General features: G+C 68.2%; 13 protein-coding genes. 7 read left to right on the plus strand and 6 right to left on the minus strand.

The genetic code is table 11. The features are described from left to right. Positions 1-19 precede the first annotated feature (19 nt). A complete protein-coding gene (locus BXA00_RS13145; protein ID WP_083714252.1) occupies positions 20-1,753 on the minus strand; it encodes a ShlB/FhaC/HecB family hemolysin secretion/activation protein in 1,734 nt (577 codons plus the stop codon). 371 nt (positions 1,754-2,124) lie between these two features. Here BXA00_RS13145 and BXA00_RS13150 point away from each other — a divergent pair, with 371 nt between their 5' ends. From BXA00_RS13150 to BXA00_RS13165, 4 genes are all read left to right on the plus strand, one after another. After that, positions 2,125-2,952 carry a DNA-binding response regulator gene (locus BXA00_RS13150; RefSeq protein WP_076518886.1) on the plus strand — a complete coding sequence of 276 codons (828 nt, stop codon included), beginning with the start codon at positions 2,125-2,127 and terminating at the stop codon, positions 2,950-2,952. Continuing rightward, positions 2,945-5,644 carry an ATP-binding protein gene (locus tag BXA00_RS13155; protein WP_076518887.1) on the plus strand — a complete coding sequence of 900 codons (2,700 nt, stop codon included), beginning with the start codon at positions 2,945-2,947 and terminating at the stop codon, positions 5,642-5,644. The genes BXA00_RS13150 and BXA00_RS13155 overlap by 8 nt, the downstream gene beginning before the upstream one ends. A 211-nt stretch (positions 5,645-5,855) precedes the next feature. Then, positions 5,856-6,899, plus strand: coding sequence for a patatin-like phospholipase family protein (locus tag BXA00_RS13160; RefSeq protein ID WP_076518888.1), 1,044 nt, complete (start codon positions 5,856-5,858; stop codon positions 6,897-6,899). 2 nt (positions 6,900-6,901) lie between these two features. Continuing rightward, positions 6,902-8,353: a GntP family permease gene (locus BXA00_RS13165; protein ID WP_076518889.1), complete on the plus strand. Its 1,452-nt coding sequence runs from the start codon at positions 6,902-6,904 to the stop codon at positions 8,351-8,353. Between the two features lie 58 nt (positions 8,354-8,411). Here BXA00_RS13165 and BXA00_RS13170 read toward each other — a convergent pair whose 3' ends face one another. The 3 genes from BXA00_RS13170 to BXA00_RS13180 all read right to left on the minus strand — a co-directional run bounded on the left by BXA00_RS13170 (position 8,412) and on the right by BXA00_RS13180 (position 9,663). Continuing rightward, the gene (locus BXA00_RS13170; protein WP_076518890.1) at positions 8,412-8,702 is read right to left on the minus strand and encodes an MSHA biogenesis protein MshH; all 291 of its coding nucleotides are present in this window, start codon (positions 8,700-8,702) and stop codon (positions 8,412-8,414) included. 104 nt (positions 8,703-8,806) lie between these two features. Beyond that, positions 8,807-9,226: a hypothetical protein gene (locus BXA00_RS13175; RefSeq protein ID WP_076518891.1), complete on the minus strand. Its 420-nt coding sequence runs from the start codon at positions 9,224-9,226 to the stop codon at positions 8,807-8,809. Beyond that, positions 9,223-9,663: a Fur family transcriptional regulator gene (locus tag BXA00_RS13180; protein ID WP_076518892.1), complete on the minus strand. Its 441-nt coding sequence runs from the start codon at positions 9,661-9,663 to the stop codon at positions 9,223-9,225. The genes BXA00_RS13175 and BXA00_RS13180 overlap by 4 nt, the downstream gene beginning before the upstream one ends. Before the next feature lie 107 nt (positions 9,664-9,770). Between BXA00_RS13180 and BXA00_RS13185 the strand changes: the two genes are divergently transcribed. Then, positions 9,771-10,553: an AraC family transcriptional regulator gene (locus tag BXA00_RS13185; protein ID WP_076518893.1), complete on the plus strand. Its 783-nt coding sequence runs from the start codon at positions 9,771-9,773 to the stop codon at positions 10,551-10,553. Between the two features lie 39 nt (positions 10,554-10,592). On the opposite strand, the gene BXA00_RS13190 is transcribed toward BXA00_RS13185, so the two are convergent. After that, entirely contained in the window at positions 10,593-11,054 is a 462-nt protein-coding gene (locus BXA00_RS13190) for a YkgJ family cysteine cluster protein (protein WP_076518894.1), read from the minus strand. A gap of 218 nt (positions 11,055-11,272) precedes the next feature. On the opposite strand from BXA00_RS13190, the gene BXA00_RS13195 reads away from it, so the two are divergent. Further along, positions 11,273-11,884: a DNA-3-methyladenine glycosylase I gene (locus BXA00_RS13195; protein WP_076518895.1), complete on the plus strand. Its 612-nt coding sequence runs from the start codon at positions 11,273-11,275 to the stop codon at positions 11,882-11,884. Between the two features lie 58 nt (positions 11,885-11,942). Here the strand turns inward: BXA00_RS13195 and BXA00_RS13200 are convergent, their stop codons facing one another. Continuing rightward, positions 11,943-13,865: an LTA synthase family protein gene (locus BXA00_RS13200; RefSeq protein ID WP_076518896.1), complete on the minus strand. Its 1,923-nt coding sequence runs from the start codon at positions 13,863-13,865 to the stop codon at positions 11,943-11,945. A 343-nt stretch (positions 13,866-14,208) separates the two neighbouring features. Between BXA00_RS13200 and BXA00_RS13205 the strand changes: the two genes are divergently transcribed. Then, positions 14,209-16,287: an AsmA family protein gene (locus tag BXA00_RS13205; RefSeq protein WP_076518897.1), complete on the plus strand. Its 2,079-nt coding sequence runs from the start codon at positions 14,209-14,211 to the stop codon at positions 16,285-16,287. Positions 16,288-16,312 lie beyond the last annotated feature (25 nt).

A 16,312-nucleotide genomic window follows, 5' to 3' on the forward strand; every position in this document is an offset into this window, starting at 1 on the left:
TCTCTTGTCGGTCGCTTGCTTAGTACTGGGCCGAAATGCTGAAGAACACGCGGGGATTCTTGTTGCCCTGGGTCAGGACATCCCCGCTGGTGGGCTTGGCCACTTCGAAGGTGGCGTATACGGTTTTGCTGAGGTTGGCGCGCATGCCCGCGCCAATGGAGGACACGTTCGAGCGGGTCAGGGGCGCGCTGTCGCTGCGCGACCAGATGCGGCCGCCATCGATGAACGAATAGACGTGCGCGCCGTGCGGCAGGAAGCGGTCGGTCGACACGGCGTAACGCAGCTCCAGCGAGCCGGCCAAGCCGTTGTCGGCGGACATTTCGCCATCGTCGTAGGCGCGGCCGAAATTCGGGCCGCCCAGCGCGAATTCCTCGCTGGCCAGGAGCGGGCTGGTGCTGTACTGGCCCGCGAACGTGGCCACCATGGACAGGCGTTCGGTGAACTGCTGCAGGCGGGTCAATTCGGCGGTGAACTTCAGGAAATCCGAACGGCCATTGGCGCGAGAGGCGAGTTCGGCGCCTTGCTGCGTCGCGCCCATCGCGTCCAGGCCCTGGTGCACCGTGCCGCGGATGGCGGTGATGCCGTTCCAGCTGTCGGTGCGGTCGTAGCTCAGGCCCGCGCGCAGGACGCGCAGGCGGTCACGCGTGAAGGGCGCTTCGGTGATGTCGGTGGTGACGTTGCGCACGTCGAACGTGCCGAAGGCGCGCAGGTTTTCCAGGCGCGAGCGGATCAGCGGGTAGGTGACGGTGGCCGCGTAGGCCTGCACGTCGCTGGCGACGTTCAACGGGGCGAGGTCGCGGCCGGGCTCGCTCTTGGCGTAGCTGGCGGCCAGGCCGAAGGTCATGCCGCTGTCGGTGACCAGCATGTCGTAGTTGCCGGCCACGGCCTGGCTGCGATAGGAGGGAAAGCCCAGGCGGCCGCTCAGCGTGAAGGTGTCGGCGCGCGCGCCGAACGAATTGAGCGTGACCTGGCCGGTCATTTCGCTCCAGCCCAGATAGGGCGATCCACGGTTGTCAAAGCCCACGGCCGCGTCGACCGGCTTGCGTTCACTGCGCACCACCAGCACCGAGCCGCCCACTTCCTTGGGCGAAGCCTCCAGCGATGCGCGCACGATCAGGCCATTCAGGTCGTTGGCCAGCAGCAGTTGGCGTTCGACCTCGGCCACGTTGATCGGGCGCACGCCGCGCAGGCGCTCCACCAGCTTCTCGACCGCGGCTTGCGCCGGTCCGATGTCGCCGTCGTACATCACATCGGAGACATAGCCTTCCACCACCACGATGCGGAACACGCCGCCCTCGACGGTCTGCTCCGGCACGATGACGCGCGTGGTCACGTAGCCGTCATTGCGATAGAGCAGTTCGATGTCGTTGGCCACCTTGAAGGCATCGGCCACCGTGATCGTCTTTCCCACCAGATCCTGATAGAACGCGCTCACTGTCGCGGGGGCGTAGTGCGTAACCCCGTCCACGCGCATGTCCGTGAGCGTGAAGCTCAGCTTGTCGGCGCCGGCCGGCGCCTCGGACGCGCTGCCCTGCTGCACGGTCACCTGGGGTGCGCCGGGCGTGCTTTCGGGCAGCACGGGTTGCGGCAGCGGGCGGCCCGGCTCGGCGGCCGAAGGCAGTTGCGGACGCACGTTCTGCGCCTGGACGGGGCTGGCGACCAGCGCCAGAACCGTTGAGGCAAGACCGACTTGCAGGGAAATGGGGGACAGGAAACGGACGGCGGGACGGCAGAATCGGGATAGGCGGGGCATGAAAACTCGGACGGCGAATTGTTACATTTCGACTTAATAGATGCTATTTGACATACGATTCAGGCGTGCGTAAACACTATTCTTCGTCGCTGTTAAACGCCGAAACATGTCGGCCCTCTGGTGGTCGACACCCGGGAACGATAGAAAAATTGTGACGGTCCGCCCCGTTGTCGCTTGCAAGCTACAAATGCCGGGAACGAATTGTCACTATCCTAGTTTCGCGCTGTAACAAACATTATCGTAAGTGCGCAGTTATTCCATTACCGAGGTTTGCTGGAATGCAGGGTAGGTTTGCCGCAAGGAAAATTATTCGAGCAGCGGCCTCGGTACTGTCTCCTGTTCGCCACGCGGGCGTCGGGCGGCATGAAAGAATGCGCGGCATGAACGACGACTTCCTTTCGATGGCGCCGGGCCAACTCGCCGGCCTGCGCGTGCTGGTGGTCGAGGATCGCCCCGAAGACCGCATGCTGCTGGTGGACTTCCTGACCAGCCAGGACTGCCGCGTCTATGTGGCCGAGGACGGCAACGACGGCTACCGCAAAGCGCAAATGGTGCAGCCGGACATCATCCTGATGGACGTGTCCATGCCGGTCTGCGACGGCCTGGCGGCCTGCCGGCTGTTGAAGGCGGATCAGGCCACGCGCGGCATCCCCGTCATCTTCCTGACTGCGGCGGCCCTGCCCGGCGAACGGGTGGCGGGGCTGTCGGCGGGCGCCGTGGATTACGTGGCCAAGCCGTTCGATTTCGAGGAAGTGCGCCTGCGCCTGCTGATACACCTGCGCGTGGCGTCCGCGCCTGCTCCCGCGCCCGCTTTGGCCGCGGCAGGGGCGGAAGATGGCACCTCCGCCGCGGCGGCGGGGGCGACGCTGGATGGCGTCCTGTTCCGCGCCGCCCGCAAGCTGCTGCGCGAGCGGCTGGATCACACGCCGGAATTGATGGCGCTGGCCCAGGCGTTGAACACCAACGCGCGGCGGCTGAACCAGGCCTTCCGGCGTTGCGCCGGAACGACCGTCTTCGAGTTTCTGCGGGAAGAGCGCATGCGCGAGGCTCGCCGCCTGCTGTGCGAGACCAGCCTGGACATCCAGGCCATTTCGCAAGCGGTGGGTTATGGCAACCGGGGTAATTTTTCCACCGCCTTCCGCGAGCGCTTCGGCATGCCGCCGACGGCCCTGCGCCAGGAATTCGATCCTCATGCCTGATCGCCGCCTGGGTTGGCCGGGATGGCTGCCGCTATCCCTGTTGTTGCTGCTGGTGCTGTCGTGCCTGCTGGCGCCCGTGCGCGCGGGCGCCGCGCCGCCGTCGGTGGACCTGACCGCCGTGACCGGCAAATTGCCGCTAGTCCATGAACTGCAGGGCATCGAGGACCCGACCGGCGCCAAGGACGCCAGTGAGCTCCTGGACGGCCCCTGGCAGCCGGTGACGCCCGCCTGGCTGAACCGGGGCTTTTCCGCGTCGGCGTTCTGGCTCAGGCTGGACGTGCACAATCCCACCGCGGGTTTCCTGGAACGCTGGCTGTCCCTGGGCGTGCCCAGGCTGGAAGACGTGCGGTTCTACCTCTATCCCAACGGACAGCGGCAACCCCTGAAGGTCGTGCTGGCGGGCAACCGCCAGCCGCTTGAGCTGCGCGAAGTGCCGTCTGCCGTGTCGGTGGTGTCGCTGCTGCTCGCGCCCGGCGAGCGGATGACGGTGCTGGTCCGCGTGCAGAGCCGCTCGGCCATCAGCATGGAACCGGCCTTGTGGACGCCGTCCGCGTTCGTGGGCGATGCGCAGCAAGGCACCCTGGTCCTGGCGCTGCTGATCGGCGCGCTGTTGATGGTGGTGATCTACACGGGGGTGCTGGGCGTGGCGCAGCGCGACCTGGTGTTCCTGTTGATGGGCGCCACCATCCTGATCGAAATTTTCTACAGCATCGCCTTCCAGGGATTGCTTTATCGCTATGTGCTGACGGGCGGGGGCGAAGCGGTGCTGCGCGCGCCCAGCGTGCTGGGGACGCTGGCGGCCACCTTGTTCGGCTTCACGGTGATGCGGTTCGCGGACTTGCACCGGGTGCGGCTCTGGCGCTGGGTGTATGGCGCCCTGATCGCCCTGGGCCTCGCGGGCACCGCTTGGTCGGCATGGGGCGACTATCGCGCCGCCTCGCAGACGCTGATCGGACTGATGCTGCTGTGGGCGCTGGTCTGGCTGGTGTCCATGGCCGACGGCTGGCGGCGAGGACACGCAAACGCCCGGATCTTCCTGCTGTCCTTCGCGGTGTACTGCGCCTGCTTCTTCCTGCGGCTGGCCTTCATCCTGGGGCTGCTGCCCGGACGATGGGAGGGGGGGCCGGAGGTGGCCTGGGATCTGTTGTCGATCTCGCTGATGCTGGCGATCCTGGTGCATGGACGCACGCGTCAGCACCGCCAGGACAAGCTGGCGGTCGAGCGCGAACTGACACAGGCGCGCGAACGCGAACACAGGCGGCTGGACCAGGCCGTCACGGAGCGCACCCAGGCCTTGCAGGCGGCGCTCATCCAGGCCGACGAGGCCGGCCGCGTGCGCCAGGATTTCCTGGCCCGCATCAGCCATGACCTGCGCACGCCGCTGACCTCGATCATCGGGTTCGCGGACCTGATCCAGGCGGGCGGGCGCGACGACGCGCCGCGCGGCGCGATCATCCGCCGCAGCGCCGACCACATGTTGGGCATGGTCAATGACCTGATCGACTACGCCGCGGGCGCTGGCGGCCAGGCGCTGCGCGTCTCGCCCGAGTATGTGCATGCCCTGCTGGACGCCGTGGCCAAGGAATCCGCGCCGATCGCGGCCAGGCAGAACAACCAGTTCCTGTTGCGCGTGTCGGCGTCGGTGCCCGCCGTGCTGGACATGGATGGCAAGCGCGTGCGGCAGGTGCTGTCCAACCTGATCGACAACGCCGCCAAGTTCACCCGGGGCGGCGTGCTGACGCTCACGGCCGACTACACGGAGCCCGGGGCGGGCGAGGCGTCGGGGCAGCTTGTGCTGTCGGTGCGCGACACGGGCTGCGGCATCGCGCCGCAGGACCGGCAGCGCATTTTCGAACCCTTCCAGCGGCTGGCTTCCGCGGACAACCAGCCGGGCGTCGGGCTGGGCCTGCCCATCGTCCAGCAATGGGTGCAGCGCATGGACGGCAGCATTGTCGTGGAGAGCGGCGTGGGGCAGGGCACGCTGGTCAGCGTGTCGCTGCCGGTCCGGAAGATGGACGAATCCCGCATCTCGCATCATTACATCGCGGCCGCGCCGCATGTCCTGCCGACGCTGGATGGCTCGGGCAAGCTGCTCTGGCTGGCCGAGGACACGCCGGAGATCCGTGAATTCCTGGTCGAGGAACTGGCCAGCATGGGCTTTGACGTGGACAGCGAATCCGATGGCCGGGGTATCGTGGCGCGCATCCAGGCCAGCGACGCGCGCCGTCCCGACCTGATCCTGACGGACCACCGCATGGAAGGCGCCGACGGCGCGGCCGTGCTCGCCGCCGCCCGTGCGCGCTGGCCGGACCTGCCGGTCGTCGCGGTGTCGGCAACGCCCCATGACACGCTGGCCGTGGACGGCGCGCGCTATGACGCCAGTCTGCTCAAGCCCATCAGCCTGGTCGAACTGCGCCATGTGCTGGGCCGGCTGCTGCATCTGCCGGTCAATCAAACGGCCAACGACGCCGAGCCGGCGCCGGTGCAGACGCCGCGCCTGTCCGGCGCCGATCTCGCCCAGGTGCAACGGCTGCTGGACAGCGGCGCCATCTCGGACCTGATCGATTGGGCGCGCGCGCTGCAGGCCCGCGACGCGGCCTTCCGGGACCTCGGCGAACAGTTCCGCCGCCTGGCCCGCCAGGGCGATATCGCGGGGATACGCGCACTGTGCGAGCGCGCGCGCGCGGACTGACGTCAACGCCGCGCCGCCCCGCGGGAGGTCCGGCCATACCGGTGCTCGCAAGCCATGCCGGCGCGCCGCGGCGGGACGGCGCGCGGGCCGCCTTCCGTTTTCCAGGTGCATCGCGTATAACAGCCGTACGATATGTGCAGCGCAACATGGTGCATGTCGCAGTCACACCGATCGCAAGCTCACCCCTCAGCCTCCCGCAAGGAGTACCGCCGTGGCCCGATCCAAAGCGTCAGCGACAGCACCCGAGCCCCTGTTGATCGACCTCGCCCTGCAGGGCGGGGGCGCGCATGGCGCGTTCACCTGGGGCGTGCTGGATCGCCTGCTGCAAGAGCCCTGGCTGGGCATAGACGGCATTTCGGGCACGTCGGCTGGCGCCATGAACGCCGCGGTGCTGGTGCTGGGCCACGCGCGCGGCGGCGCCGACGGGGCCCGCGCCGCGCTCGACGATTTCTGGCGCCGCGTGTCGCAGGCGGCCACGTTCAGCCCCTTTCGCCGCAGTCCGCTCGACGTGCTGATGGGCTCGTGGTCGCTGGACCACTCGCCCATGTTCGTCGCCTTCGACCTGGCCTCGCGCGTGTTTTCCCCGTATGACCTGACCGCGTCCTCGGCCAATCCGCTGGCCGGGATCCTCGACGAACTGATCGATTTCGACGAGCTGGCGCGGGCGCCCATCCACCTGTTCGTCACCGCGACCAACGCGCGCACGGGCCGCGGCCGCGTGTTCAAGAACGCCGAGGTGAACGCCGACGTGCTGCTGGCCTCGGCCTGCCTGCCCACCATGTTCCGGGCCGTGATGATAGACGGCGACCCCTACTGGGACGGGGGCTACAGCGGCAACCCCACCATCACGCCGCTCGTGCGCGAATGCAAGTCCCGCGACACCATCCTGGTGCAGATCAATCCCGTCGAACGCCCGGGGCTGCCCAGCAGCGCGCGCGAGATCATGAACCGCCTGAACGAAGTGACCTTCAATGCCTCGCTCCTCAAAGAGCTGCGCATGATCGCGCTGCTGCGCCAGGTGGCCGATCCCGGCAACGGCGAAGGCGCGATGTGGGCGGGCATGCGGATCCACCGGGTGTCGTCGGACCTCATGGTGAAGCTGGGCTATTCGTCCAAGCTCAATGCCGAATGGGCCTTCCTGTGCATGCTGCGCGACGAAGGGCGCAAGGCGGCGGACAGCTTTCTGCAGGCCCACGGCGCCGACCTGGGCAAGCGGTCCACGCTCGACATCGATGAAATGCTGGGCGAGGTCTGATCATGGGACTCTCAGGCATCCTGCTCGCCCTGGTACTGCTCATCTGGCTGGCCTATCGCGGCTGGAGCATCCTGCTGCTGGCGCCAGCCGCCGCCACGATCACCGCCGCCGCGGCCGGCGAGCCGCTGCTGGCGCACTGGACACAGACCTTCATGGGCGGCGCGGCCGGCTTCGTGGCGCAGTTCTTTCCCCTGTTCCTCTTGGGCGCGCTGTTCGGCAAGCTGATGGACGACAGCGGGTCGGTCACGGCCATCGCCGACGCCATGACGCGCAAGCTGGGCGCCCGCCGCGCCATCCTGGCGGTGGTGCTGGCCGGCGCCATCGTGACCTACGGCGGGGTCAGCCTGTTCGTCGCCTTCTTCGTGCTGGCGCCCATGGCGCATGCCCTGTTCAAGTCCGCGGGGATTCCGGTGCGCCTGATGCCCGCCGCCATCCTGCTGGGCACGTCCACATTCACGATGTCCGCCTTGCCCGGTACGCCGGCCGTGCAGAACGCCATCCCGATGCCGTTCTTCGCGACCACGCCGTTCGCCGCGCCGGGGCTGGGCATTGTCGCCAGCGCGATCATGCTGGGATTCGGCCTGTGGTGGCTGACGCGCGCGGAGGCCGCGGCGCGGCGCGCGGGTGAAGGCTATGTCGCGCCAGCGGGCATGGCCGTCGACGTGTCCGAAGACGTGGTCGTGCGCGAACGCGCGACCGTGGCGCGCGAGTTCGATCCCGCCGAGATCCAGCACGGCCAGCGCAGCCCGGACGCGCCCTCGACGCTGGTGGCCGCGACGCCGCTGGTGGTGGTGATCCTGGTGAATCTGCTGATGACGCTGGTCGTCCTGCCGCGCATGGACACTGGCTGGCTTGCCGATGCGCGCTGGGGCGGCACCAGCCTGGCGGCCGTGGGCGGGGTCTGGTCGGTGATCACCGCGCTGCTGGCCGCGATTGCGGTGCTGGTGGCGCTGAACTTCCGCCGGCTGCCTTCGGTGCGGGACACCATGGACGCGGGCGTGAATGCGTCGGCGCTGCCGTTGCTGAGCGTGGCGAGCCTGGTCGGGTTTGGCGCGGTGGTCGCGTCGCTGCCGTCCTTCGCGATGGTGCGCGACTGGGTGCTGTCGATCGAGGGCGGGCCCCTGGTGTCGCTGGCCGTGGCGACCAACGTGCTAGCGGCGTTGACCGGGTCGGCCTCCGGGGGCCTGACCATCGCCCTGCAGTCGCTGGCCGGCACGTACATGGAACTGGCGCAGACCCTGGGCATCGATCCGGCGCTGATGCACCGCGTGTCGGTGATCGGCGCGGGCACGCTGGACAGCCTGCCGCACAACGGTGCCGTCGTGACGCTGCTGGCCGTATGCGGATCGACGCACCGCGAGGGCTACATGAACATCGTCGTGGTGGGCATCGTGGGGCCCATCATCGGACTGGCCGCCGTCATCGCGCTGGGCAGCGCGGTGGGATCGTTCTGAATCGTTCTGACATCGTTCTGACGCAATGCGATGCGACGCGATGCGACCCGCCGTCCGCTCAGGACAGCGAGCGGGCGGGCAGCGCCGCCGACAGCTCGTTCAGGCTGAGGCCGCAGCAACGCGCCCGCTCGGCCAGCGTTTCGCTCTGCTCCAGGGCGCGCCGGCTTTCTTCCAGCAACACATCCAGCTGCTCCTGCGGCGTGGCCGCCATCGCCCACGCGCGCTCGGCAAAGCGCACGGAGAACCGGTCGACACAGGCCTTGCAGATGGCCGCGCCGTTCTGTTCGAGCAGCGCCGCGCCCTGCGCGAGCGTGGATTGGCAAAACAGACAGGCGAGGGCGTGATTCATCGGGGGCGGCCGGGACGGGGGTGGGCGAAAAGCGGCCGCGCAAGGTCGGCGCCTGCCTTGAACAACGGCCGCGCGCGCCCAGTCTTAAATCGGCGATCCGACCCTCAATCCACGTTGAAGCCGCCCGGCCCCGCCTGCCCCAGCAGTTCGCGGGCGCATTGCAGGGCTTCGCCCGGCGTGGCCACGGTCAGGAACGGCAGGCCGAAGGCGCGGGACATCTTTTCGGCGCGCTTGCGCAGCGTGTCCCGCGCGGCGGGATCCCGCTCCACGCCGATGAACGCCCGGCAGCGCGCCCGCAGACGCGGCAGGTTGGCCGTCTGCCACGCAATCATGGCCTTGCGGTCTTCGTGCGCGGCCTCGCGCCGCATGTCGGGCACCACCATGACAAAACTGTGCGGGTTCTCCACCAGCCACTCCATTTCCCGGATCCACCCGGTCGAGTAACCCGGTTGCGCGCCGTCGTGGCGCGCTGTGACGATGGGAAAGTGCGTCAGGTCGTGGAAGAAAAACTGATCGGGGTTCATTCGAAGGCTCCGTGGGGCAGGGCGGGTTGGTCGTCCGCGCAGCCGCAGCTGCCATAGAGGACGAGGCTGTAGGAATCCAGCGCGAAGCCGCTGCGCCTGGCGATCTTCCCGACCCGTTGCGCCATGGCGGGATCGCTGGCTTCCCGGATCTGCCCGCAGCGCGTGCAGACCAAGTGGTCGTGATGGCCTTTGTCGCTGAGTTCGAACACCATGTTGTGCGTATCGAGCTGGGTGCGCCGGAGCAGGCCTGCCTGTTCGAGTTGCGTGATCACCCGGTAAACCGTGGCCAGGCCGATATTGCTGTGGTCCGAGATGAGGCGGCGGTGGATGTCCGCGGCGCTCATGTGCTGGTCCGCGTGGCGGTAGAAGATGTCCAGGATCTTCAAACGCGGGAAGGTGGCTTTGATGCCGGCGTCGCGCAGCCGTGTGTGGTCCATGAAATTTCTCCATTCGGGGGCTGATGTCCGATTGATGAGAATGATGTACATTTTCAAGTAGACCCGCTAACGGGAACCCGACAACCTGTAGCTCAAACCTGCCAATCATGCTTGAAGCGGCCGCCGCTCCCACCTTGCCCGACGTCCTCCTGACGCCGTCCAGCGTGCGCAGGCGGCGCGAATCCAAGGGCATTTCGGTGCCCGCGCATGTGCATCAAGAGGGCATGCTGGTGCTCGTCCACGAAGGGCTGGTGGTGGTGCAGTCGGGCGGGCGCGTGCTGTCGGTGCTGCCGGGCACCCTGGGCTGGGTGCCGCCGGGCGTGCTGCACGGGGCGCGTTGGTTTGGCGAGGCGCGCGGATCGTTCCTGCATGTGCACCCCGGCATCTGCGGGCGCTTGCCGCCGGTCTGCCGGTCGTGGCCTTCTTCCCGGCTGATCGAGGCGCTGGTCGAGCGCTTTACCCAGGGCGCGTGGCAAGACGCGCCGCCGTCCTATCAGGCGCAATTGTTCGACGTGCTGCTGGAAGAGCTCAGGCAGCGCAGCGGGGAGGCGTGCGTGCCCTTGCCGATGCCGGCCGATCCGCGCCTGCAAGAGCTAGCGAACACCCTGCTGGACACCCCGGACGACACGGCCGGCATCGACGAATGGGCCCATCGGCTGAACATGTCTTCGCGCACCCTGATGCGGCGCTTTCGCCGGGAAACCGGCGTGACGCTGGGGCAGTGGCGCCAGCAGGCGCGGCTGTTGCGGGCGCTGGAAATGCTGTTCCGCGGCGGGTCGGTCACGCAGGTCGCGCTGTCGGTCGGCTACGAGAGCACCAGCGCGTTCATCGGCAGTTTCCGCACGGCGTTCGGGATGACGCCCACGCGGTATCTCGCGGGCCGTGCCTAGGGCGTCCCCGCGCGGCGGCAGGGCGGGGCGGTGCGGAATTCAGGCCGCGGCGGGCTGGTCCGGGTGCAGCGGCCCCTCGGGATCGTTCTCGGCATCGGGCCGGGGCGGGACGGGCGCCAGCCCCAGTCCCAGGCGCAGGCGCTGGCAATCCGGGTTGGGCGAGCCGTCCGGCATCCAGATATCGAATTCGCGGCAGGGCGTGGGGCGGTTTTCGTAGATGGCGCAGTGGATGCCGGGCTTGCCCAGTTCGCCCCGCAGCGAGATGCAGCGTCCTCCGCCCAACTCCGTGCCCTTCATGCAGGCTCGCAATGGGCTCATCTGGGTGACGAGGTCCAGCGGCACCTGGCCGCCGTTCTCGCCGGCCAGCTCGCCGATGTAGAAGGACACGCGGAAGTGGGCGCAACAGGCGCCGCAGTCCAGGCAGGGATTGGCGGCGGGATCGTCGCCGGCCAGCACGGCGGGCGATACGAACGAGATGAGCGTAGTCAGTGGCAGGGACATGGGGCAGAAGTCCGGGTTGGCCTGTCCGGCTCCCCGCATTGACGCATGGGGCCCGCATCGCACCGGACCGCCATGCTGATCCGGGGTGCGCGCGGCACAGGCCGGCGCCGAATCAAGGCGGGAAATATTATCTGGATTTGAATGCCGGCCGCTACGACTTTTTCCCGGGACGTTGCTGGAGTAGCATCGGTGGCCCGTCTGCCCTCAGGAGCATTCCCTTGTCCGCCAAAACCGATTTTCCCGATGGCCTGGCCCGCTGCGGCTGGGTGGACACCTCCCCCGAATACATGGCCTACCATGATGCCGAATGGGGCCGCCCCGAGGCCGACGATCGCGCGCTGTTCGAACAGCTCTGCCTGGAAGGCTTCCAGTCGGGCCTGAGCTGGCGCACCATCCTGAACAAGCGCGAGGGCTTCCGCCGCGGTTTCGCCAACTTCGATCCCGCGGCGCTCGCCCGCTTTGGCGAAAAGGAAGTCCAGGCGCTGCTGGCCGATCCGGGCATCGTGCGCCATCGCGGCAAGATCGAAGCCATGATCCACAACGCGGCCCGGGCGCTGGAAATGATCGAGCGCGAGGGGTCGCTGGCGGCCTACTTCTGGCGCTTCGAAGCCCCGGCCAGCGACGCATCCACCTACGGCGCGTCCACCTCCGAGCAGTCCGAAGCCCTGTCCAAGGCGCTCAAGAAGCTGGGTTGGAAATTCGTCGGGCCGACCACGGTTTATGCGTTCATGCAGTCCGTGGGCATGGTCAACGACCACAGTCCCGATTGCCATTGCCACGCCGTCATCGAGAAAAAGCGCAAGGCCTTCGTGCGGCCGGCGGGGCGGTAGCTGGGAGCGGGTCGCCCATCGCTCGTTGCCCGTTGCCGGGCCGCGCCGCGCCGCCGGCTCAGCTGGCCGGCTGCGTGCGCGGCTCGGTCTGCACCGGAGCCTGCGACGGCAGGCAATACCGGCCTTCTCGGTAAGCCCAGCTCGGCCACAGCGCGTGCGCCAGCGCCTCGGTGGCCAGGCCCGCGTCCAGCGGCACGGGCGCGTAGTCTTCGGGCGCCGTGTAGCGGTACTGCACCGGGGTCTTGTTGGGCGCCAGCACCAGCAGGTCATCGCCCTTCAGGTAACCGTAGGTGTTGTCGTACTGCATGATGGCGCGCCCGGGCGTGCTGCGCGTGAGGTCGTGCCCGATCATCGGGTGTTCCGTATCCACGCCGATCAGCGACAGCAGCGTCGGCGGCAGGTCGATCTGGCTGATCAGGCGGTCGTCGCGCCGCGCCGCGATGCCGGCGCCCAGGATGACCGCGGGGATATGGAAATGGCGCACCGGCACCAGGCTGGCGCCGAACACGCGCGAGTCGTGGTCGGCCGCCACCAGGAAGACGGTGTTTTCCCAGTAGGGCGAGGCCTTGGCGCGTTCAAAGAAGCGGCCCAGCGCCCAGTCCGCGTAGCGCACGGTGTTTTCCACCGTGGCCGGATTGCCCTCGGTCTGGATGCGGCCCTCCGGGTACTCCCAGGGCGAATGGTTGGATACGCTGAAGGCCAGCGTGAAGGAAGGCCGGTCGCCGTCCTCGCGCAGCAGGCGGTCGAGCTGGTTGAACATGTCCTCGTCCGACGCGCCCCAGGTGCCGACGAAGGCGGGGTCGACGAAGTCCTGCCGGTCCACGATCTCCCGGAAGCCGTTGCCCAGGAAAAAGCCCTTCATGTTGTCGAAGTGCGACTCGCCGCCATAGATGAAGCGCGAGTGATAGCCATGGCGGCCCAGCAGGTCGGCCAGCGAGAAAAAGCCGCGCTGTGACCGGGGCAGCTTGAGCACCGCCTGCGCGGGGGTGGGCAAAAAGCCGGTGGTCACGGCCTCCAGGCCCCGCACCGAGCGGGTGCCGGTGGCGTAGGCGCGCGTGAAGGTCCAGGCCTCGCGCGCCAGCGCGTCCAGCTCCGGCGTCAGGTCGGCCCCGCCCAGCGCGGCGCTGTACTGCGCGCCCAGGCTCTCTTCAAGAATGATCACCAGGTTGAGCGGACGCGGCGTCTGGCGCGTCGCGGGCTGGGGATGCAGGCTGGGGAAGTCGGGATTGCGCGGCGGATACGGCAGGCCGGACTGCGCAAGCACGATTTCGTGCATCTTGTCGTCGTCCATGCCGCCATACACCGCGGACGCCGACTTCTCGTTCTTCATGCTGTAGACCGCATAGAAGACGTTATAGAGCGAGTTCAGCGCCAGGGTATTGAGCATGCCGTCGGCGCAGTAGGCCACCGACGAGGGATTGATGGGACGATGGCTCAAAGTGCCGCGGATGGCCAGGATCACCACCGCCAGGATGGCCACGCTGGCAAGCGGCATCTGCCACCACGTCAGGGGCGCATCGGGGCGCGCGTGGCCGAGCAGGGCCCAGGCGGCCCAGCCGATCACCGCCAGGGCGCCCAGTCCGCCCAGCAGCGCGCCCTTGTAGCCGCGCCAGAGCATGCCCGAGACCTCGCGCGGGTGCTTCAGGTATTCCACGAACAGCCGGTTGGGGCGCGAGTCGTACTCGATGATGAAGGGCGGCGTGGCCACTTCCAGGAAAGCCAGCAGGACGAAGGCAACCAGGTACCACACCGAAGTCACGGCGGCGGCGGCGGGGATGTGGCCGAACAGCGGCGACAGCACGGCCGGCAGCGCCGCCAGCACCGCGATCTGATGCGCGTCGATGCGCAGCCCGCGCAGCAGCAGGGGCGCGAGGCCGCCCGCATTGCGCACGCGCTGCCATTGCCAGAGCGCCAGGGCCAGGCGGCTGAGCGTCAGCAGCGCAAAGGCCGCCACAACGAAAATCAGGGTTGAATGCCGCATCGGGCCTCCAGGTTGTTCTGCTGTCCGGCCCGGCTCGGGCGGATTCGATCAAATGCCATTGGAACCGCGCCGTCGTCAAAAATTCGGCAATTGCGGGGAATCCGGCTGATTCCACCCGCCCGAGTCATCTCTCTTTGTAACGGTCGCGCGCAGCCCGGGTACGGCGCTTGCTGCCCAGTCACGCGGGCGCCTGCGCCGGGCCGGACCTCTCCGATGCGACGCCTGGAAAAATCCGTACACATTATGGCGCTGCCCAGTCCGGCCGGCGCTGCGGGCCGCGATACCCTTGGGTGGTAACCATGGCCGGCACCGGGTGGCCGGCAGCAAGCCAAGGATAGTAACCATGACGCGAACAAGAAAAATAGCGATCGGGATTGTAGGGGGCATTGCCCTGTTGGTGGCGGTCTTGGTGGTCGTGGTCGCCACTTTTGATTGGAACCGCGCCAAGCCCATGATCAATGAGCGGGCCAGTGCCGCCCTCGGCCGGCCCTTTGCGATCAACGGCGACCTGAGCGTGCGCTGGGAGCGCGAAACGGGCGAAGGCGGCTGGCGGTCGTGGGTGCCCTGGCCGCGCGTGGTCGCCCACGACATTACGATCGCCAACGCGCCCTGGGCCAAGGCGCCGCATTTCGCCACGCTCAAGCGCGGCGAGTTCAGCCTGGCGCCCTTGCCGCTGCTCGCCCAGCGCGTGGTCATCCGCCGCATCCAGCTGACCGAGCCGGCCGCGGACCTGGAGCGGCTGGAAGACGGTCGCGCGAACTGGGTCTTTACCCTTCCCGAGTCGGGCGAGCCGTCGCCCTGGGTGCTGGACATCAACGAGATCGGCTTTGACAAAGGACGCGTCGGGTTCGTCGACCAGATGCTCAAAGCCGACCTGACCGTGCTGGTCGACCCGCTGGGCAAGCCCGTGCCGTTCGCCGACGTGGCCGGCAAGTCCTTCGTGCCGCAGGACGGATCGGCCCCGGCCCCGCGCGACTACGTGTTCGGCTGGAAGGTCGACGGCAAGTACAAGGGCCTGCCGACCAAGGGCGAGGGCAAGGTCGGCGGCATGCTGGCAATGCAGGATCCCCGGCAGCCATTCCCCTTGCAGGCCGACGTCGCCATCGGCGGCACGCGCGCGTCGGTCGCCGGCACGCTGACCGATCCCGTCAACCTGGGCGCGCTGGACCTGCACCTGAAACTGTCGGGCGCCTCCATGGCGCAGCTCTATCCGCTGACCGGCGTGACGCTGCCCGACACGCCGCCCTACAGCACCGATGGTCATCTCGTGGCCAAGCTGCAGAATCCGGGCGGCGCGGTGTTCGAGTACCGGGATTTCAACGGCAAGGTCGGCGACAGCGACCTGCGCGGGGACATCACTTTCGCGCTGGGTGCGCCGCGTCCCAAGCTGACCGGCAAGCTGTCCTCCAAGCTCCTGCGCATGGCCGACCTGGGGCCCCTGATCGGCGTGCCTTCGGGCGGGGGGGCGGCCGCCGCCTCGGACAAGTCCGCGGACGCGCCCGCCAAGCCCAAGGGCGGCAAGGTGCTGCCCACCCAGGCGTTTCGCACCGACCGCTGGCGCGACATGGATGCCGACGTCTCGCTGGACGCCGCGCGCATCGTCCACGCCAGCAAGCTGCCGCTGTCCGACCTGTCGGCGCACGTCGTGCTGCAGGATGGCAAGCTCACGCTCGATCCGCTGCGCTTCGGCATGGCGGGCGGAACCATGAGCGCCACGGCGCGACTCGACGGGTCCGGCACGCCCCTCACGGGCCGCGTCGATATGCGCGCGCGCCGCCTGCAGCTCAAGCAGCTCTTTCCGTCGGCCGAATCCATGCAGAAGACGCTGGGCGAACTGAACGGCGACCTGGCGATAAGCGGCGCCGGAAACTCCGTGGCCGCCTTGCTCGGCACCGCGACGGGCGACGTGAAAATGCTGGTCAACGATGGCGTGATCAGCCGCAGCCTGATGGAGCTGGCGGGCCTGAACGTGGCCAATTACGTCGTCTCCAAACTGTTCGGCGACGACGAAGTGCAGATCAACTGCGGCGCGGCCGACCTTGAACTCAAGCGTGGCGTGATGACCCCGCGCGTCTTCGTCTTCGATACCGAGAACGCGCTGATCAGCATTTCGGGCACGGCCAACTTCAAGGACGAGACGGTGGACCTGGACATCTCGCCAGACAGCAAGGGATTCCGCATCTTTTCGCTGCGCTCGCCGCTGTATGTGCGCGGGTCTTTCGGGTCGCCCGACGTGGGCGTGCACGTGGCGCCGCTCGCGGCGCGCGGCGCGGGCATGGTGGCGCTGGGGGTGTTGCTGACGCCCGCGGCCGGCCTGCTGGCGCTGATCGCGCCCAGCACCACGGACGAGAACGCCTGCGGCCCGCTGCTGGAGCAGATGCGCAAGCCGCCCAAGGCGCCCGCGCCCGCCAAGGGCAAGTAGTTCAGGCGCGGGGCGGCCCCGAAGC

Origin of the sequence: Achromobacter sp. MFA1 R4 (assembly GCF_900156745.1) — a bacterium.
Taxonomy (GTDB): Bacteria; Pseudomonadota; Gammaproteobacteria; order Burkholderiales; family Burkholderiaceae_B; genus Achromobacter.